Origin of the sequence: Marinomonas ushuaiensis DSM 15871 (genome assembly GCF_000521805.1) — a bacterium.
GTDB classification, from domain to species: domain Bacteria; phylum Pseudomonadota; class Gammaproteobacteria; order Pseudomonadales; family Marinomonadaceae; genus Marinomonas; species Marinomonas ushuaiensis.
This window is the reverse complement of record NZ_JAMB01000005.1, coordinates 111,044-131,567: the sequence shown is the minus strand read 5'-3', so window position 1 is coordinate 131,567 and position 20,524 is coordinate 111,044. Positions and strand designations below refer to the sequence as shown.

General features: G+C 39.9%; 14 protein-coding genes. 6 read left to right on the top strand and 8 right to left on the bottom strand.

Features of this window, described 5'->3' with window-relative positions; genetic code table 11:
- Window positions 1-22 precede the first annotated feature (22 nt).
- Entirely contained in the window at window positions 23-889 is an 867-nt protein-coding gene (locus MUS1_RS07505) for a prephenate dehydratase (protein ID WP_036160756.1), read from the bottom strand.
- A gap of 125 nt (window positions 890-1,014) precedes the next feature.
- Between MUS1_RS07505 and yidD the strand changes: the two genes are divergently transcribed.
- The gene (gene yidD, locus MUS1_RS07500; RefSeq protein ID WP_084035585.1) at window positions 1,015-1,263 is read left to right on the top strand and encodes a membrane protein insertion efficiency factor YidD; all 249 of its coding nucleotides are present in this window, start codon (window positions 1,015-1,017) and stop codon (window positions 1,261-1,263) included.
- Here yidD and MUS1_RS07495 read toward each other — a convergent pair whose 3' ends face one another.
- The 4 genes from MUS1_RS07495 to MUS1_RS07480 form a co-directional block, all read right to left on the bottom strand.
- Window positions 1,264-1,908 carry a LuxR C-terminal-related transcriptional regulator gene (locus MUS1_RS07495; RefSeq protein WP_036160753.1) on the bottom strand — a complete coding sequence of 215 codons (645 nt, stop codon included), beginning with the start codon at window positions 1,906-1,908 and terminating at the stop codon, window positions 1,264-1,266.
- 27 nt (window positions 1,909-1,935) lie between these two features.
- Window positions 1,936-3,894 (bottom strand): acetate--CoA ligase, encoded by a 1,959-nt coding sequence (gene acs / locus MUS1_RS07490; protein WP_036160750.1) that lies wholly within the window; start codon window positions 3,892-3,894, stop codon window positions 1,936-1,938.
- A 102-nt stretch (window positions 3,895-3,996) separates the two neighbouring features.
- The gene (locus MUS1_RS07485; RefSeq protein WP_245595774.1) at window positions 3,997-4,761 is read right to left on the bottom strand and encodes a class I SAM-dependent methyltransferase; all 765 of its coding nucleotides are present in this window, start codon (window positions 4,759-4,761) and stop codon (window positions 3,997-3,999) included.
- 65 nt (window positions 4,762-4,826) lie between these two features.
- Complete coding sequence (locus MUS1_RS07480) at window positions 4,827-5,453, bottom strand: HAD family hydrolase (RefSeq protein ID WP_036160745.1); 627 nt, start codon at window positions 5,451-5,453, stop codon at window positions 4,827-4,829.
- Between the two features lie 278 nt (window positions 5,454-5,731).
- On the opposite strand from MUS1_RS07480, the gene MUS1_RS07475 reads away from it, so the two are divergent.
- Window positions 5,732-6,760, top strand: a complete 1,029-nt coding sequence (locus MUS1_RS07475; protein ID WP_036160742.1) for a TAXI family TRAP transporter solute-binding subunit — start codon at window positions 5,732-5,734, stop codon at window positions 6,758-6,760.
- Between the two features lie 83 nt (window positions 6,761-6,843).
- Window positions 6,844-8,982, top strand: a complete 2,139-nt coding sequence (locus MUS1_RS07470; protein ID WP_036160740.1) for a TRAP transporter permease — start codon at window positions 6,844-6,846, stop codon at window positions 8,980-8,982.
- Between the two features lie 156 nt (window positions 8,983-9,138).
- Here the strand turns inward: MUS1_RS07470 and MUS1_RS07465 are convergent, their stop codons facing one another.
- Window positions 9,139-10,506: a peptidoglycan DD-metalloendopeptidase family protein gene (locus tag MUS1_RS07465; RefSeq protein ID WP_036160739.1), complete on the bottom strand. Its 1,368-nt coding sequence runs from the start codon at window positions 10,504-10,506 to the stop codon at window positions 9,139-9,141.
- Window positions 10,507-10,932: 426 nt separating this feature from the next.
- Here MUS1_RS07465 and fdhD point away from each other — a divergent pair, with 426 nt between their 5' ends.
- The 3 genes from fdhD (at window position 10,933) to MUS1_RS16320 (ending at window position 14,412) form a co-directional block, all read left to right on the top strand.
- Window positions 10,933-11,829: a formate dehydrogenase accessory sulfurtransferase FdhD gene (gene fdhD / locus MUS1_RS07460; RefSeq protein ID WP_051436169.1), complete on the top strand. Its 897-nt coding sequence runs from the start codon at window positions 10,933-10,935 to the stop codon at window positions 11,827-11,829.
- Window positions 11,822-14,170 (top strand): FdhF/YdeP family oxidoreductase, encoded by a 2,349-nt coding sequence (locus MUS1_RS07455; protein WP_051436168.1) that lies wholly within the window; start codon window positions 11,822-11,824, stop codon window positions 14,168-14,170. The genes fdhD and MUS1_RS07455 overlap by 8 nt, the downstream gene beginning before the upstream one ends.
- A gap of 113 nt (window positions 14,171-14,283) precedes the next feature.
- Window positions 14,284-14,412: a hypothetical protein gene (locus MUS1_RS16320; RefSeq protein WP_281171186.1), complete on the top strand. Its 129-nt coding sequence runs from the start codon at window positions 14,284-14,286 to the stop codon at window positions 14,410-14,412.
- Window positions 14,413-14,504: 92 nt separating this feature from the next.
- On the opposite strand, the gene MUS1_RS07450 is transcribed toward MUS1_RS16320, so the two are convergent.
- On the bottom strand, window positions 14,505-15,824 hold the full coding sequence (locus MUS1_RS07450; RefSeq protein ID WP_036160736.1) for a methyl-accepting chemotaxis protein: 1,320 nt from the start codon (window positions 15,822-15,824) through the stop codon (window positions 14,505-14,507).
- A 125-nt stretch (window positions 15,825-15,949) separates the two neighbouring features.
- The gene (locus tag MUS1_RS07445) at window positions 15,950-20,245 is read right to left on the bottom strand and encodes a PAS domain-containing hybrid sensor histidine kinase/response regulator (protein WP_051436174.1); all 4,296 of its coding nucleotides are present in this window, start codon (window positions 20,243-20,245) and stop codon (window positions 15,950-15,952) included.
- Between the last annotated feature and the right edge of the window lie 279 nt (window positions 20,246-20,524).

The following is a 20,524-nucleotide window of genomic DNA, read 5'->3' as shown; positions in this document are numbered from 1 at the left end:
ATAGCCTTATGTTTTAGATTGTCTACTTGAGTCGATAATCATCCGCAAGGTAAGTACCAAGTATGCGCACTTCCTCTGAAAAAAAGCGTAACTCTTCAAGCGCCGCCTGCATGACTGGTGATTGAAAGTGCGCTTCTACATCGACATAGAATTGAGTCGCCGTAAAATTACCATTGACCATGTAGCTTTCTAATTTGAGCATGTTGATGCCTTGAGTCGCAAAACCACCCATGGCTTTATAAAGCGCAGCAGGGATATTTCGAACACGGAACATAAAAGACGTGATATACATTTGATTGTCTTCAAACGCCGGCATTTTTTGTTGCTTAGAAAACACTAAAAATCGCGTGGTGTTGCCTTCCGTATCATTGAAAAATGTTTTTAGGACATTAAGACTATAAAGCTCCGCGGCAAGTTCTGAAGAAATAACGGCCAAGCCCGGCTCATCAAATTCTGCAATGTGTTTTGCAGCTCCAGCGGTATCGTACATAGCTTGGCTTTTTGCGCCCAACGCCTTTATATTACTATCACATTGAGCCAATGCCTGTGGATGACTTCCAATTCGAGTAATTTGATCTAGTGCCATATCGTGACGCGCGATAAGACAATGATTAACCGGCTCAAAATGCTCTTTCACCACGTAAAGCTGAGTACGTTTTAGCTCTCGGTAAATTTCTTCCACTCGGCCAGCCGTTGAGTTTTCAACCGGAATCATGGCGTAATAGGCATCACCTCGCTCCACCATTTGTAAGGCATCAAAAAAGGTCGCGCAATTTATGCTAGTCCAGTCTGGAAAGGTATGCTTGCAGGCAAGATGTGAATAAGCGCCTGGTTCTCCTTGATAAGCAACGACCTGCGTTCCATCAAGTGTTAAATACTGCTCTGGCATATTAAAATCGGTTCCATGATATATTTTGTTTATAAAAAAACTTACATTAGCAAATAGACGTTATGATATACATAAAATAGACGAGTCTTTGGACAAATAACAACCGATTAAATGCAGTGTTTTTTATGATGAAATCGTTATTTATATTAATGGTAAAAGGCTACCAGTTCCTAATTAGCCCATTATTAGGTCAGAATTGTCGTTTTTACCCAAGTTGCTCCCATTATATGATCCAAGCCATTGAGCAAAAAGGCATAATCAAGGGGGTGTATTTAGGCATTAAACGATTATTGAAATGCCACCCATGGCATGAAGGCGGTTTAGATCCTGTTCCACCATGTGATTGCAAAACAAACAACAAAAAACAACCTTAATCAGGTTACTATCTGTAATTTCAAATCACTGGCGACTAATACCGCTTGAGTTCTATTGTTAATACCTAATTTTCGGAATATAGCTGTGATGTGGGCTTTTACTGTCGCTTCAGAAATAGAAAGTTCATAGGCAATCTGCTTATTCAGCAATCCTTCATGAAGATAACAAAGTACTTTATATTGCTGAGGCGTTAGCTCTGCGACCTTATTCTGCATAGATAAATCAGGTTTAGGTTGGTTCGCCACTTCTTTTTTAAGATCTTCTGGAAGCCAGATATCACCCGCCAAGATAGAGTGAATAGCCTGCACATACATTGTTGGCTCGCTGGTTTTAGGAATAAAACCCAATGCACCAGCGTCAATAACCTTTGCCACCATAGCGCTGTCTTCACTCCCAGAAATAACCGCAACGGGCACATCAGGAAAGTCTTTTCGGATTCTAATTAATCCATATAATTCACCACTACCTGGCATATTTAAGTCCAGTAATAGCAAATCAAGATCATTTATATTCTGTAAACATTGCAAAGTCGAGTCCAAATCATGGGACTCGACGATAACAATATCTTTAATTTCTGCCTGTAATGCGCCGTTTAGCGCACTACGGAACAGAGGATGATCATCTGCGATAACAAGTGAAATCACTGTCTATCCTTTTAAATGTATAAAGCTTCACACATTTAAACGGTTTTCGATCAATTCATCAACCACACTTGGATCAGCTAAGGTACTTGTGTCACCTAATTGATCGTGTTCATTGGCTGCAATTTTTCTCAATATGCGGCGCATGATCTTGCCTGAACGCGTTTTTGGAAGCCCTTTACTTGACCACTGAATTAAATCAGGGGTAGCTATTGGACCAATTTCTTGGCGTACAAACTGCTTCAACGACTTAGTAAGCTCTTCATCTGGTGTCACTCCAGCTATCGCACTGACATAAACATAAATGCCCTGCCCTTTAATATCATGAGGATAACCAACAATCGCCGCTTCTGCGACAGAAGGGTGAGCCACTAATGCACTTTCAATTTCTGCGGTGCCAAGACGGTGACCAGAAACGTTAAGCACATCATCCATTCGACCTGTAATCCAATAATGACCATCAGCGTCTCTTGACGCACCGTCACCCGTGAAATACATACCATCGAAGGTACTGAAATAGGTTTGTTCAAAACGCTCATGATCGCCATACACGGTACGAGCTTGACCAGGCCAAGAATCCGTAATAACCAATCCGCCATCAACTTGTTCACCCTGAGCATCAAGTAAAACGCCTTGAGCGTCGACCAATGCAGGCTGCACACCAAATAAAGGACCAGTACAAGAACCGGGCTTCACATCACCCTGGACAATACGTGGTGTCATCATCATGCCACCGGTTTCGGTTTGCCACCAAGTATCAACTACAGGGCAAGAGGATTTACCGATTTCAGTGTAATACCAAGACCATGCTTCTGGATTAATTGGCTCACCAACACTACCCAAAACACGTAACGAATCACGCTTGCTAGAACGAGTTGCTTCATCACCTTTGGACATCAATGCACGAATCGCTGTTGGTGCTGTGTATAAAATTGTCACACCGAACTTATCAACAACACGTCCAATTCGTCCTGAATCAGGGTAAGTCGGCACGCCTTCAAATAAAATACTCGTCGTTGCATTGGCCAAAGGCCCGTAAACCATATAGCTGTGACCAGTAATCCAACCTACATCGGCAGCACACCAGTAAATATCATCAGGTTTAAGGTCAAATACTAACTCATGGGTCATAGCAGCATAAACCAAATACCCCCCCGTTGTATGAACAACGCCTTTTGGTTTACCTGTAGAACCCGAGGTGTATAGGATAAATAAGGGATCTTCTGCGTTCATCGGTTCCGCAGGACAATCTGTATGCTCATTTTCAACAGCAGCAGCCCAATCTAAATCACGGCCATCAAACCAAGGGATGTCTTTTTGTGTATAGCGATACACCAAAACGGTTTCAACAGATGGACAAGCGTTGTTTTCTAACGCCATATCAACATTGTGTTTAAGAGGAATAGTGTTACCTGCACGGCGACCTTCATCTGAGGTAATAACCAATTTAACTTCACAATCATTTAAACGGTCGGCAATAGCGTGAGCAGAAAAACCACCAAATATAACGGAATGAATTGCACCGATTCGCGCACAAGCCAACATACTGTAAACGGCTTGCGGGATCATTGGCATGTAGATAGCAACTCGGTCTCCTTTTTTAACGCCTTGACGCTTCAAAAGATTTGCTAAACGGCCAACTTCATCGTGTAGAGTTTGATATGTAATAGCGATTTTTTCACTGCTTTCAACATCACCTTCACAGTAGTAAGCTACTTTATTGGCATGTTCAGCTAAATGTCGATCGATACAGTTATAAGCCACATTTAGCTCACCGTCTTCGAACCATTTAATATTAACATTGCCTCGCTCAAATGAAGTGTTGTTTACCTTTGTATAAGGCTTAAACCAGTCTAAACGCTTCCCTTCATTACCCCAAAATTCGTCTGGATTTTCAATTGATTCCTGATAGCGTCTTTCAAATTCCACTTGACTCACATTGGCGTTTTTTGCCGCCTCATTTGAGGTTGCGCTATATAATGACTTCATAACCCGCTCCATTGTTAAATTTGTTATTCGGATGCAGGAACTACTATAACCCGCTAAGCAGTCCAATCTATTCCACTTTAGTCTTATGGGAAAAACCAACTATTAGGACATTCGCCCTGCTTTTACAAAAAAGGGCAAACGTATTTCTTGTTTCTTTTTTGGCTCAGACCAAGCCGCTAATAAGGCAGGCAACGCTTTTGTTAAAAATTCATCGCCCTTATCTTGAATACGCAATTGAGAAGCAGACCAGCTTCGAATGAAATCAAGCGCTTGAGTAACAGACCAGAAACAGGACAATTCAAACTCAGGCACTTTCATTAGCTCAAAAGGCAATTCTATATCACGATACTGATTACGAAGTAACTGACTTTGGATAGGCCAATAAGCATCAAGCTCTGGCAAGATAATTTCACTAATGACCTTATCTTCTGCTTCACCAATCTCTAACCAGTTATACCCCCAACAAACAAAAATACCACCAGGTTTCAAGACTCGTCGCACTTCTTTCCAAAAAGTGTCTAAATCAAACCAATGAAGTGCATGAGCAACGCAAATCATATCAAAGTGATTATCAGGGTAATGAGTCTTTTCCGCAGGAAAAACTTGATAATGAACTTTACGGTGCGGTGTGGCTGCGGTTACTTGTGACACACTAATATCAGACGCTTCCACGTGATTAAAATATGTCGCAAGATCAACAGAAGCCTGTCCAGTTCCGCACGCACAATCCCAAACTGTACTCGATGGCGAAACTTGCTGAGACAACCAGTAATAAAGTTCAGCTGGATACATAGGTCTCGTACGAGAATAAATTGTCGAAGAGTGTCCATCAAAAGTACGCATTGAAACCTCTGAATTAAATGACATAAATACCTTAAATGGTTAAAAATCAGCATTGCTAAAAACTAAATTCAATGATCGATAGCTCTGCACTAGAACATCTCAGACAGCACGCCATATCGATTCAAAACGTCACGTGCCTCATCAACACCTTTTACTCTATAAGCTCGCATACCTAGAGAAATAGCCGTATCAATATTTACCTGATTATCATCAATAAACAAGATGCTTTCAGGGGATACTTGCAACTGTTCGATAACATGCTGATAAATTCCTTTTTCTGGCTTGACCAAACCAACCAAATGCGAGGCATAATAGCTATGAAACTTACCTGCTAGGCCCATTTCACCCATCAATCTGGGCCAATGGGCCGCATTGGTATTCGATAAGATAGCTCGGTGATATTCAGGCTTTACCGAATCAACCAACTTTAGCGCACCTTTAAACAAACCTCTTGGCCATGCTGTAAAGGTTTCTTTAAATACCTCTTTATCAGTATCACTACCAACTTCTTTTAATAAGCCAATCGCAAAATCATCAAAAGAGATTTTTCCAGAGTCAAATGCGGCAACCGTTGGAGACTGCAACCACTTAAGCCAAACTTCAGATTCTTCCCCTTGAGTATTCAGCATGGCATGCATTTCCGCCACATCGCCCAAATCAACTAAAACATTCCCTAAATCGAATAATACAACGCAAATAGAACGATTCTGTTTCATAATTTATTCACCTTAAGCCATCGGCAACATTTAGCTCATTTAAAAAACTGTATTACACAAAATAATATCTTAATTGTCGTTTTTGCTCATCTTTATCGTAAGCAGTTTTTCGCCTATGCCAATCGGCGAACTATAAGCAAGAAATAGCTTATATATGTAAAAAAAAAGGAAAAACCGTCAATGTAAAAATAAAAACCTTTAAATTCATATAGTTATATAATTGGCATGATAATCGCTAGAGAGTATATGACCAACACCCTAATTAGGAGAAAAATAATATGAAATTGGGATATTTAACAAAAACTATTCTATCTACAGCAACAGCCGCAGCTATAACCCTATCTGCAACAACAGTATCGGCTGCTGATGACCGTAATTATATCTTGGCGACAGCTTCAACTGGCGGTACTTATTACCCTGTTGGCGTTGCTATCGCGACCTTAAGTAAAGTAAAACTTGCACCTAAATTTGGCTTCTCAGTATCTGCTATCAGTTCTGCAGGCTCTGGTGAAAACATCAAACTACTACGTGAAAACCAAGCACAGTTTGCCATTCTTCAAGGCCTTTACGGTGCTTGGGCGTGGAATGGTGAAGGCCCAATGGCTAGCTCAGGTAAGCAAACTGAACTACGCTCCGTTTCCATGTTGTGGCAAAACGTAGAACACTTTGTCATTAAATCTGACCTTGTTAAAACAGGCACTATGGCAGATTTAAAAAACCTTGAAGGCACGAATAATAAATTTTCTATCGGGCCAAAAAATTCAGGAACTGAAGGTTCAGGCCGCCAACAACTTAATGGTTTAAACATCGACCCTGATAAATTCAGCCTAGCTTATATGGGTTATGGTGCCAGTGCTGACGCTATGCAAAATGGCAATATTGAAGGCATGAACACACCTGCAGGTGTACCAGTAAGTGCAGTCACTCGACTATATGCTTCAATGGGTAACAAGGTTCAAGTCTTAGATTTCACTGACGAACAAGTAAAACAGGCAAATGGTAACTACCAGTTGTGGACACGTTATACCATCCCAGCAAACACTTACCCTGGCCAAACAAAAGAAATCAATACTGTTGCTCAGCCTAACTTCTTAGCATCACGCGCTGATATGTCTGATGAAGATGTTTATGAGCTAACTAAGTCATTATATGAAAATCTGTCTTATTTAAGTGCGATTCATAAAGCGACGTCGGTTATGTCTATTGAAAAAGCCATTGCGGGACTTCCAGTTCCATTGCATCCAGGCGCTGAACGTTATTACCGTGAAAGAGGTATTAACATTCCGGCACATTTGATCGCAAAGTAACACTTCTACTCCAACGATAGCGCCGTACTAATGTATGGCGCTTTGTTGCGCAATTCGTTCGTACATATAAAGGTAGCTTGTCTATGACTGCTTCATCACAACCAACCGACTCTCAATCAACAGACTCTCAAGAGATCAACCTTGAAGATTTCGAAACAAAACATCGTTCGGGAACATGGTTAAATCGCTTAGTATTTTCTTTATCGGTTTTTTTGGCTATTGCTCATATTTACATCAATACCATAGCAACCTTGCCAGAGCTGTGGGTTTCAGCATTTCATTTCGCAGGTTTTGGTGCTTTATGTGCACTTCTCGTTCCAGCTCACCCTAAATGGCGTGACAGCAAAGTTGCGATGTTTTTTGACGGTGCTCTTGTGCTCACCCTTATCGGCATGGTGCTTTATATTATCTTTTTTGAAGATGCGCTTTATGCCAGAGGCGTGACATTCAATAATGCAGACTGGGTAGTCTCCAGTGTGGCCGTTCTATTGTCTTTAGAGCTTATACGCCGAACAAGCGGCTGGTTCATTCCATTATTAATCCTCGTTGCTCTTTCTTATGTTGTCGTGTGGGGAAAATGGCTTGGTGGTATTTTTAACTTTCCAGGCTTAAGTCTTGAAACCTTGCTGTATCGCAGTTTTTTCAGTACCGATGGCATGTTTGGCTCGATATCTCGCATATCATGGAGCTTTGTCTTCATGTTTATTTTATTTGGTGCTTTCTTAGTTAAATCTGGTGCTGGTGATTTTATTATTAATCTGTCTCGCTCTCTTGCTAGCAAGATGATTGGCGGACCAGGATTTGTTGCAGTATTGGGCTCAGGTTTAATGGGGTCTGTGTCAGGGTCTTCTGTTGCCAATACGGTTTCTACTGGTGTAATTACTATTCCTTTGATGCGTAAAGCGGGCTTCCCTGCTCGTTTCTCAGCAGGTATTGAAGCCGCCGCATCCACTGGTGGGCAATTAATGCCTCCCGTGATGGGCGCTGGTGCTTTTATCATGGCGTCTTATACGCAAGTATCCTACGTAACAATTATTAGTGTTGCGGCGATTCCTGCGCTTTTATATTTCCTTTCTGTCGGTTTTTTCGTTCGCGTTGAAGCGAAACGAAGCAAGGTTATTGCAACAGAAAATGATGACGCTGTCGTAGTATCAAACGTTCTTAAGGAAGGCTGGCACCATGTCATTCCTCTTGGGATTTTGGTTACCTTATTAATTCAGGGGTTCACACCAACTTACGCTGCTGGATTAGGTATTATTTCCGTTATTGCTGCTTCTTTTCTGTCTAAAAAGCACAGAATGGGACCTGCTGCCATCGTTGATGCTATGGCTCAAGGTGCGAAAAACATGTCTACCACAGCGGTTCTATTGGTCGGTATTGGCTTAGTTGTCAATGTGATCAGTACGACTGGCGTCGGAAACACCTTCTCCCTTCTTATCTCAGACTGGGCTGGGGGAAGTCTATTCTTTACTATCGTATTGGTGGCGATCGCTTCTTTGGTTTTAGGCATGGGATTACCTGTTACGGCGTCTTACATTGTCCTTGGAACCTTGTCCGCTCCAGCATTATTTAATCTGATTGCAGAAAGTCAATTATTAGAAATGATGGCATCTGGCAGCCTACCTGAAGCGGCCAGCGCAGTTTTCATGTTGGTTGACCCTTCTGCACTTGCAACATTGGCTCAAGGCATGCCAATGGAACAAGCTGAAGCATTGCTAGCACAAGTACCCAATGACTTTAAAGGCATGTTGATGGATCAAGCGTTAGGCGCACAAAGCGTCGCTATGATCTTGGTAACAGCTCACATGATCATCTTCTGGTTGTCCCAAGACAGTAACGTAACACCACCTGTCTGTTTAACCGCTTTTGCTGCCGCTGCGATTGCAAAAACACCGCCAATGTTAACAGGTATGACGGCTTGGAAATTAGCAAAAGGCCTTTATATTGTCCCTCTATTAATGGCTTATACACCGCTAATTGGTGGAGATCCTGAAACATTATTACGTCTGACTTTCTTTGCTATATTTGGCATGTATGCTCTAGTTGCTGCGATGGAAGGGTACTTGGAAGATAAACTGTCTATTATGCCAAGAGTAGTTATGCTTGTTGCATCAATTATGATGCTATGGCCAAACTTAGATCTTTGGATTCAATGTATTGGTTTAGTTCTATTTATTGGCTTGTTCGTCATCGGTAACAAATCTTATAAAAAGAGCATGTAAGACGAAGGTAAACGTCTCAGTTTACTTAAAGTACAAAAAAGGCGCTTCTTTACTCAAAAAGAAACGCCTTTTTTATTATTGTTGTACCTCTACCATGATTCCTTAAGGTAAATCAGATAACTAAAACTCTCTCAATAAGAGCTCTATCATCTAATCTTAGGTACTTTCATTGTCATTTGAAAGCGGCCTTGTCGCCATCAACTCAACCCAATTAATAACATTTTCATCAAACTCAGCTTTATCTTCTTTTGCAATTGATTGAGTCGTTGGAATGTTGGTTGTCATTGGATTAACAGGGCGTCCTCTGATATGTAACTCATAGTGTAAATGCGCACCTGTCGAACGACCTGTATTACCAGACAATGCAATAACCTGACCACGCTTAACTTTCTGGCCTTTTTTTACCAATGCCTTACTTAAATGTAGAAAGCGCGCTCCATAAGGCCCAGTGTAATCTATCACAATGTAGCGACCTGCATATTTATGCGACTCTACACGTGTTACAACACCATCACCTGTCGCTAGCACCTCTGTTCCTATAGGCGTCGCTAAATCCACACCATTATGAGGTGCTAAACGACCAGTAATGGGATGTAATCGATTGGCATTAAAAGAGGAACTGATTCTATAGTGTTTACTTGTCGGCCAACGTCGTAATGCTGGCGTCAGACTATTACCATCTTGATCGTAGAAACGCCCATCAGAATGCAGAAAAGCTCGATACGTCTCCCCTTGCACCGTCATTTGTAATGCCTCTAATTGCGTTCCACCAATTTCAACACCATCAATGCTGCCATTTTTCACAACCACATCAAACGCATCATTGGCTCGAAGATCTTTGCGAAAATTCACTCGCCCTTTTAGGACATCATTGATAAGTAAAATATTCGCATCTGATAAACCGGCTTTTTTGGCTGAAACATAAAAATTACCAACCACCTTACTGTGAATTGCACTTTGCGTATAAGTAATGGGTTTAATGTCTTCTTCATAGCTAAAGCCGCCATTGTCATGTAAGACATAAGATACGTTTTTGCTGATATCAACACGGCGAGTTAATTTAACTAATTCACCATTTTCGTTAAGTTTAAACGTGTATTTATCTCCAGGTAACAAAGGGTCAAGCACCAAATACTCTTGATCTGACTCTAACACTGAATACATGGATTCTCGTGATAATCCAAAGCGAGCAAAGATACGCTCTAAGCTATCGCCAGATTTAACGATATAATCAATAGAAGGAAGTGAGGTAGAAATTTTCTCCACACTATGCAGAGGATTAGTCATTACTAAAGAAACGTAATCATTGCCTTCATCTGTATTCAAGCTAACCTTTTGTTTAGCCTCCTTTTGTTTAATCTCAACACCATTATCACTGGGTAAAACATAGTCTTTAACATTTTTTGTTGGAGACACTAACAACTGATATACAAACAAAAAAATAAAAAAAACAGCAACGATTAAAGATAACCAAGCTCGAGGCCCTGTCGGCACAAAACGCGAGAAGAATTGTATAAACCGCATAAATTAAAAACTCTTAAGCAAAAAATGATTCATAGAGAGGGAAATACGAACGCTGTCGTATCGTTAGCCCTGATCTCTGACAAACACAGAACCACACTTTGTAACATGTGTCTTTTCTTTACCAGTGTGGGTGTGTAAATATCCGTACTTCACACCTTTTCCACGCATTGTTTTACAAAATTTATACGAAAAATGATGCCAAATTAATTTTGGCGGTAGAATACGGTATTTCAACTTGTAAGGAAACAGAGTCATTTAGAGATAATCACAAATAAAATCATACGATTTTATTTCGTAAACACTTAAATCAAACTAAACGTCTTTAATCCCTCTACATTATAAAGAAATCAAAGCAAAACTATTGGACGCTCATGCCTACTCTAAGTAAAATAACGCATGTCTTGTAAATGGATTGTATTCAAGCTCATGTCAAACTCTCTTATTTCTTCTGGCTATCAAAACAAAACTTTTTATCGCAGCGCTTCTCTTCAAATCAGCTCGTTTACTGATAGTAATACCCAGAAAGAAACACCGAAAGAATCAGAACCATCAACACCTCTAGTGGAAGAAACGCCATTGGCTATCAGTATTAATGGTATTGCTTATGCTGTAATGATGGTGACGCCAATTGACTTGGAATCCTTTGTTATCGGTTTTGCTTTAAGCGAAGGTATTATTGAGAACCTTAATGAAATCCGAGACATCGATATTCAACCCACTAGTACACCGCCAAACATCGACAGTATTAGTATTAATTTGGAGCTCAGCCCTCGCCGGTCGGCTCTATTTAAACAAAAAAAACAAGCTCACCTTGGGGCAACAGGTTGTGGCTTATGTGGTGTAGAATCTTTAAGTCAGGCGATTCCAACTCTTTCTAAGCTCACAACAAGCACGCCTATGAATGAAGATGTATTAGTCACATTACGTCATCGACTTTCTGAGCATCAGGTATTGGGAAATAAAACCGGCGCTATTCATGCAGCCCTACTCGTGTCGCCACAGAATGAAGTCATCTGCTGCATGGAAGATATTGGTCGACATAATACGCTCGACAAAATTATAGGTTACGCACTCAAACAAGATATTAAATTACATAATCACACGGTCTTAATGTCTAGTCGATGCAGTACAGAATTAGTTCAAAAAGCCGTTCGCGTCGGCTTATCTCACCTTGTACATTTAGCATCACCGAGTACATTGGCAGTAAAATTAGCACGCTATTATGGTCTCACATTAATTCACTTACCTAAAAAAGATGCCCCTAGAATATTCGCACCTTTTACCACATCAGAATTAAAACCAAAGGACACTATTCATGAGTAAAACAACAATAAAGAATAAAGCAAACCCTTTTTATACTCCGTATAAAGGAGCCGCTGGTGGGTGGGGAGCGCTGAAGAGCACAACAGAACATTTATTCAAAAGTGAAAATGCTGTCCGCAACATTAATACATTATTAAAAACTAATCAGCCTCATGGATTCGATTGCCCTGGCTGTGCTTGGGGTGAGAAACACGACCCTTCAAAAATACGCTTTTGTGAAAACGGTGCTAAAGCCGTCAACTGGGAAGCAACATCCAAAAAAGTCGATGCGGCTTTTATGAAAGAACACAGTGTCTCTTGGCTATCATCGCAAAGCGATTATTTCCTCGAATACCAAGGTCGCTTAACAGAACCTCTTCGTTATAACCCAGAGACAGATCACTATGAAGCCATCTCTTGGGACGATGCCTACACACAAATTGCTGACTCACTTAAGAGCCAAGACAACCCTGATAATGTCGCTTTTTATACTTCTGGTCGCGCCAGTAATGAAGCCGCCTTTCTTTATCAGCTATTTGTTCGCGCTTATGGCACAAACAACTTTCCAGATTGCTCTAACATGTGCCATGAAGCCAGTGGTTATGGCTTAACTAGCAGTATTGGCATAGGCAAAGGCACAGTCGAAATAGAAGACTTTGAACGAGCAGACGCCGTCTTCGTGTTTGGTCAAAATCCAGGAACAAACCACCCTCGCATGTTGGAAACACTAAGAGAAGTTGTACAACGTGGTGGACAATTATTAAGCTTTAATACCTTACGAGAAAGAGGGTTAGAGCGTTTTCAAAACCCTCAAAACCCAATCGAAATGATCACCAACGGCTCTCAACCAACTAACACTGGTTACTTTTGCCCGAAAATTGGTGGCGACATGGCGGTTGTTCGTGGCGTTGTCAAAGTACTAATCGAAATGGAAGAAAAAGCCCAGAAAGAAGGCAAAGCCATTTTTGACCACGAGTTTATTGCACAACATACACAGGGTTTAGACGCTTATTTGGAACAAGTAAAAGCGACATCCTGGTCACACATTATTGAACAATCAGGCCTAACCAAAGAAGACATTATTCACACCGCCAATGTCTATGCCAAAGCGGAAAGCGTCATCATCACATGGGCAATGGGTATTACTCAGCATCATCACTCTGTGCCAACTATTCATGAAATAGTCAACCTTCTGGCATTACGTGGCAATTTAGGCAAACCTGGTGCAGGCGCTTGTCCGGTTCGTGGTCACAGTAACGTGCAAGGCGATCGAACCATGGGTATTAATGAACACCCTTCTCAAGCCTTCTTAGATGCCATAGAAAAACGTTTCAATTTCACACCACCACAAAAACATGGCTTAGCAGTAGTTGATACGATACGAGCTATGCGCGATGGTAAGGTTGGTGTATTTATTGCGCTAGGTGGTAACTTTGCCTCAGCAACCCCAGACACTAAAGCGACAGAGAAAGCGCTTAAACGATGCCAGCTAACAGTTCAGATCAGCACAAAACTGAACCGTTCTCACCTCATAATGGGTAAAGAGGCAATCATACTGCCTTGCCTTGGTCGTACCGATGTTGATCACCAAGCCACAGGCCAACAAAAAGTCACAGTAGAAGACTCCTTTAGTATGATTCATGCTTCAGGTGGGGTGTTAGAACCATTAAGCCCTGAGCAAAAATCTGAGCCTGCTATTATTGCGGGCATCGCTGCCGCCACTTTGGGTAAATTCCCAATTGACTGGACGGAAGCAGTCAGTGATTACGATATTATTCGAGACTACATCGCTGATGTTGTTCCAGGTTTCCAAGATTTCAATCAACGTATTTTACAAGATGGTGGTTTTTATCTAGGCAACAGTGCTAGAGAACGAAATTGGAAAACGCCAGCGAATAAAGCCATTATTCATAGTCATGCATTACCAGAGTCAATTTTACCAAAACGTGCACAAGACTTGTCATCAGATAAAACATTGGTACTTCAGACCCTACGATCACATGACCAATATAACACCACGATATACGGTATGAACGACAGATACCGAGGCATCAAAGGCGAACGAAAAGTGGTTTTCATTAACCCTGCAGATATACAACGCCTCGGTTTTGAAGAAGGACAAAGCATTACCTTACGATCTATCTGGGATGATGGCGTAGAGCGTAAAGTCAGCGGATTTAAATTGGTTCCTTATAGTATTCCAGCAGGTAACATCGCAGCTTATTATCCTGAAACGAATCCATTAGTACCATTAGATAGCTTAGGTGAATTCAGCAATACACCTACGTCAAAAAGTATTGCGATTGAATTAGAAGCTTACGAGGAAGAAAATAACAGCAACATATCACTCTCTGTAGTTTGATGTAGAAGTATCACTGTTAAAAAACAAAATGCTCAATTCACAAGAAATATGGACGAATTGAGTATTTTGTGCTTTTATGAATAATAAGAGTTATTTAAACAACAGGAATTTCTATGGAAGATTTTTTATTAATCGATTACCTTCTTCTAACAGCTTTAGCTATCACAGTTGGAAGTTTTTTAATCATCAGTAGTAAACGAGTTATTGAGATTTTCTCTGAGTCAAAACCAGAAAATCAATAGATCAAAGCTTTGATCTGCTTTACTCCTGAATTTAGGCTCAAATCAACTAGCAGACACATTTGGATAAAATAGTGACCGCTAGTTTTTAATGTCTAGCCTGTAAATTTGTTAGAGAATTGACCGACAGCATCAACAACCCGCTGTGCCCCATCTTGAATTTCTACAATCATCTCACCCGCTTTATTTGATAAATTCAAACCTTGCTCGGCTTGTTCTTTACCTTTATTAATCAAAGCGACCGCCTCTTCTGCAAGCGTTTGATTTTGCAGGACAACCCCAACAATTTCTTCGGTTGCAGCGCTTGTACGCGACGCTAATTGTCTTACTTCGTCTGCGACAACCGCAAAACCACGACCTTGCTCACCGGCACGAGCGGCTTCAATTGCCGCATTCAAAGCCAATAAGTTTGTCTGATCTGCAATACCTTGGATACTTTGAATAATAGAACCAACTAATTGTGACTGCTTATCGAGCTTAGAAATTCCCTCTGCAGCTTGCGCCATTTGATCTGACAACTGATGCATAACAGACACTGTCTCCTTAACCACTTCACTGCCTTTCTTAGCGCTATTATCTGTTTGCTTTGATGTTTTAAAAGCGATATCTGCTGCTTCTGATACCGCCGCCTCTCGGCTCACTTGCTCTGTAATAATCGTGGCAAACTTAACCACCTTATAAAGTCGACCGTGTATATCAGAAATAGGATTATAAGAAGCTTCAAGCCACACAATATCACCAACACTATTGATTCGTTTAAATCGCTCTGCAACAAATTGACCTTGATTCAAACGCTCCCAAAATAGTCTATATTCTGATGAATTTGACTCTTCTTGCTCACAAAATATTCGATGGTGCTGGCCTTTAATTTGATCTAGTCGATATCCCATACCTTTCAAAAAAAGCTCATTCGCAGTTAGAATATTACCTGACATATCAAACTCAATGACTGCAGTAGATCGTTGTAATGCAGCAATGATATTCTGATCTTCTCGAGAGCTCGTGATGGTTCGAGTTAAGTCATTACAGTGAAGAGAAAATTCTTTAATTTGGTTAGTGGTGCCCGACAATATTGGCTGAAAAACAGCTCGTAACCAAACCTCTTCACCATTATCTTTTTCAACTTCTATAGCACCAGCCCAATGCTTTACCTCTTTCAGCGCATTTAGCATACATTTATAATGCGTCGAATTACGAGAATAGGAAGGGGGAAGCTCTGTGATGCTTTTACCAATTATATTTTCTTTCGGTATTCCTAGATCATCAATAAATTTTGCATTTACCGATTTCACTATGCCGTCAGGATCCAATTTCATCACCAACATTTCTTGTTCTAAGCTTTCTTTAACTTGATTCAGTGAATATAAATCTTCCTTTAAAACACCACACTCTTTTTTAAAGCTATTATTGAACATATTGATCTCCTGAAATTCTTAGGCCGACATACATTTCATAAAAAATAATATACTCAAGCTGTTTTTTAATTGTAAATTTTTTCTATAAAAATAGTAATTTATTTTAGATTAAACAACAAATAAAATTAGTTTAGTTTATCAAGCTCTGTGAATATTTTTGTTAGCTCATTGTGTAAAATAGTATCTAATTCGATCACACTAATCTTAGAAAAACAGAGTTCAACTTCCTGGCTATCTTTAGAATTTTTAAGCAATTGCTCTATAGAATCTAATCGATTTGATAAACACAACAATCCCATCGTTAGAGACGCACCTTTTAAAGTATGAACACTCTCACGAGTTTTAATCTTATCCCGTGAATTTACCGCTTGCTCAATTGTGTTCAACAATTCTTTTGACTCAGCTAAAAAACCATCAACAACACTTTTGAATAATTCAACACTGCCACCAAAACGATTAAGAATTGATTGAATATCTTCATGATTTTCAAATTTAGCGACATCCAAATTTTGCATTATTGTTTCTGTTTCACTGTTGCCATCAAGGTCTTTATTATCACTCGAAACTGCAATTGGATTAACGTATTTTAAAATACAAGAAATTATTTGATCGATGTCCAAAGGCTTGCCTATATGGTCATTCATACCAGCCTGAAAACATAATTGTCGATCTCCTTCTGCAACATTAGCCGTCATGGCAACGATTGGTAACAAGTCAAATCGAGTATCTTTTCGAATCAGCCTTGTTGCCTCTAAGCCATCTACATCTGGCATTTGCATGTCCATTAAAACCAAATCAAAAGTATTTCTTTCACTATCAATAACGGCAGTCACACCCTCTAAACCACCACTAGCAACTGTCACAATGGCACCTTCTGAAACTAATAACTCTGTTGCCACTTGTTGGTTAAAAGCATTGTCTTCAACTAACAATAATTTTATTCCTGTTAAACTGGCTTTATCTTTCCACGTTCCTTTATTTTTATCTAATAAGTTTTGATCATTTGATAACGCTTTATAAACCGTTTCAGACAATCGGCTTAATGTTAATGGTTTCAATAAATAGTTTGATATAAAGTCTAAAGCATCATTTATTTTTTCATTCGATGCATTCGCCAATAAAATAATCTTAGGCGCAGCCACTGACGAGTCAAAATCAGCCTCCATTCGTTCTAGGCTATCACGGCCATTAAAACCTGTTGTTTTTATATCCAACAAAATAACATCAAACGAACACCCTTGTTTATTTTCCTCATTTACAATATTAACAACTTCTTGAAAGCCTTCCGCCTTTTGATAAAACCAACCAAGGTTCTGTGCCATACGGCCTAATATAATCTGAGAAGCCGAGTTACTTTCTACTATTAATACTCTAATTGGTTTTCTTAGTAACCTTTCTGGTGATTTTTCTATTATTGGTGTTGTGGCAATAGGTAAATCGACAGTAAAGAAAAAACGACTACCTTCATCAAGAGTGCTTTCTATGGATAATTCTCCTCCCATCAAGGCGACAAAGCGGCGACAAATTACCAACCCTAAACCTGAACCACCAAAACGTCGAGCCGTTGAAGACTCCGCCTGAGAAAACACCTCAAAAATAGATTCCAATTGATCTTTTGAAATACCAATCCCAGTATCAGTTACCGAAACACTAAGACGAGAAATATCTGAAGAAGGAGAAGGAAGTGACTTAATTTCTAAAACCACACTTCCTTCTAAGGTGAACTTCACTGCATTACTTACTAAATTAATCAATATTTGAAGTAAACGCAGCTTATCACCAACAAGATAAGCAGGAATGTCTTTATCTATGTCAAAAATCAACTCTACATCATTATTTAAAGAGCTTCCTGACAACACTGTAGAAAGTTCATATAAAAGAGACTCGACTTCAAAAGGAACACGCTCTAATTCTAATTTACCGGCATCCACTTTCGAAAAGTCTAAAATATCATTAATTAGGCCTAGCAAAGATTTCGCCGATATTTGCGCTTTAGAAATATAGTCATCTTGTTGATACGTGAGCTCTGTTCTTTTAGCCAAATACAACATACCTAGCATTGCATTCATTGGCGTACGAATTTCATGACTCATATTAGCCAAAAAGCTAGATTTAGACGCACTTGCAGCATCGGCCTGATCTTTGGCTTCACGTAGCCAGGCTTCCAACTCTCGTTCAGAAGTAATATCTTGGTTTACACCTATAACTCTGACCGCTTTTCCGTATTCATTTTGCTCGATATAAGCATCTGCTTTTATGTAGCGAATACTTTCATCTGGCAAAACAATCCGAAAAACATCCCTGTAGGATTCTAGACTTGAAACGCTTTTTCCTAAAAGTTCGATTACTTCATCTCTATCTTCTAGATGCAATCGATCACGCCAATGATCAAAGGACATACCTTGACCATTTAGAGAAAGTGGATACTGATAAATATCAAACATAATATCGTTCCACTCTAAAACATCAGTATCAAGGTACCAGCACCACACCCCTAATTTTGCTGCTTTTGTGGCAATTAACAATTGATCTCGTACCGATTCTAGCGCTTTCTGGTTATTTTTTTGATCTGTGATATCCATGGCCATGCCTAAAAAGCCGACAACTTCTCCGTCATTGCTTTTCATAGGTGTAACCACTAACGATACTGGGCGCGTTTTCCCGAATTTATCTCGATATGTCCACTCTTTACTCTCATAATCATCACTACTTACCGTACCAATAAGCACATCCATATCGCGAGCGATATAAGAGCCTGTTTCTTCCAAAATTAATTCTCTACGAGAATTAATTTCCTCAACAACATGAAAAGCGGCTGGCGTTAATTGGCCAATTACTTCTTCAGCAGAATAGCCAAGCATTCGCTCTGCGCCACTATTAAAAAGCTTAATAACACCGTTTGTATCAGTCGCTATAATAGAAATTTCTGAGGACGCCTCAAGCACATCATTCAAAAGAAGGTTAAGCTCTTGGAGCTCCAATGTTCTGGTCTTAACTTGGCTTTCCAAATTAGTATTAAGGTCGCGAATTTTAGCTTCCGACTTTTTACGCTCAGAAATATCACGTACACTTTTTGATATTCCAATCACAGTATGAATATTGTCAAAAATTGGAGACAAAGTGAGTGCAACAGGTACATCGAACCCAGATTTGGTTTTGCGTCGGGTCTCAATTAAAAGCGATTCTTTTTTATCACGAACAGAAGCTAATGCAGATTGATATTCCTCGATGAGGTCTGCAGGTACCAATAAATCCGATGCTGTTTTGCCGATCGCCTCTTCTCTTGTATAGCCGAAAATATGTTCTGCACCTTTATTCCAACTAACAATAATACCTTCTAAATTTTTACTAATTATGCCATCTGCTGAACTCTCAACCACGGCCGTAATTCGAGATTGATACGTGATCACCTCTTGCTTTCTGGCCATATTCACACGAACCATAGCAACAAGCACAGTACCTAAAAAGGTGATAAGAATTCCCGTTAACAGAACAATAAAAGGATTAGATAGTTGTAAGTCTTCAATAAATGCAGCCGTTATACTGAATCGACTTTCCCAGTGCCTACCATATAAGAATGTAGATTGAATATGCTCGTAATGGCGATCATTTAAATCACCACTATCATAGAAACGGACTTTATCATCCAGGTTGGTAATATCAAAAAGTTCATAATGAACCTTGGCTGCATCCAGGTCCAATTCACTCAACATGTCTTCCATCAATAGCGCAGCATAACTCCAACCAAAGCCAGCCTTTTCCCGTTCAAGCAATGAGCTTGGTGTTTTACCGCCTCGATAAATAGGCATCAAAATTAAAACCGACTGCTGCGCCTGACCGGAAGCTTGTACCAAAGTAATAGGCCCAGTAATTTGAACTTCACCAGTGCGCAAAGCTGCGCGTGCGGCTTCACGACGGTTTTTTTCTGATGCTATATCCAAACCGATCGCCTGAGCATTAGTCTCAAATGGTTCAATAAATTGAATAAGATATCGCTCTGAAAAGTTGGAAGAAAGCTCTTTGATTTGAAAGTCAGGCCAACCGCTTTGTCGAATGGTTTGCAGTAAAGGTTCAACTTGATCGATCGGCACCCGGCGAATAAAGCCGAAACCTCTTGCCCCTGGAAACTCAACTTCTAGATCACGGGTTAAACTGTATTGACGAAATACCTCTCTAGAAACATCACTTTCCCCAGCAGTTAAAACAACGCCTCTTGCTCCTCTTAAACCGTATTGGTAAGTTTGAACCCGAGCAACAACCTCTTTAAATATTTTTTGTGAAGCTTGGTTAACCACTTGAACAATGCGCTCTTCATTATTGAGTTTAATTTGATAAGAAAAGAGACACGTCACCAGCACGCCTAAAAACAGAGTTAATATCACCCATCGGGTGTAGATATTCTTAGACTGTACTTTATTCAATTTTGCCTCCAGCAAACTTTCTCTTCAATTTTACCTTGAAGACAAGGGAGTATGTTTTCACCCTATTATATTAATTATAAGTGTAGACGAATGAACAACTTATAACGTCATATTGAATGATAAATAATAAAAAGCTAACAATAATTTCAATTTTTTACTCAAGACATTACTATGGAAACCGTCACTTCCCATAGCCTATACACAAGACCAACAAAACACGTTTAAACCTGAAATTACGTTTTCTTGCCTCACATCAAATCCTATTATGGAATTTAAGCA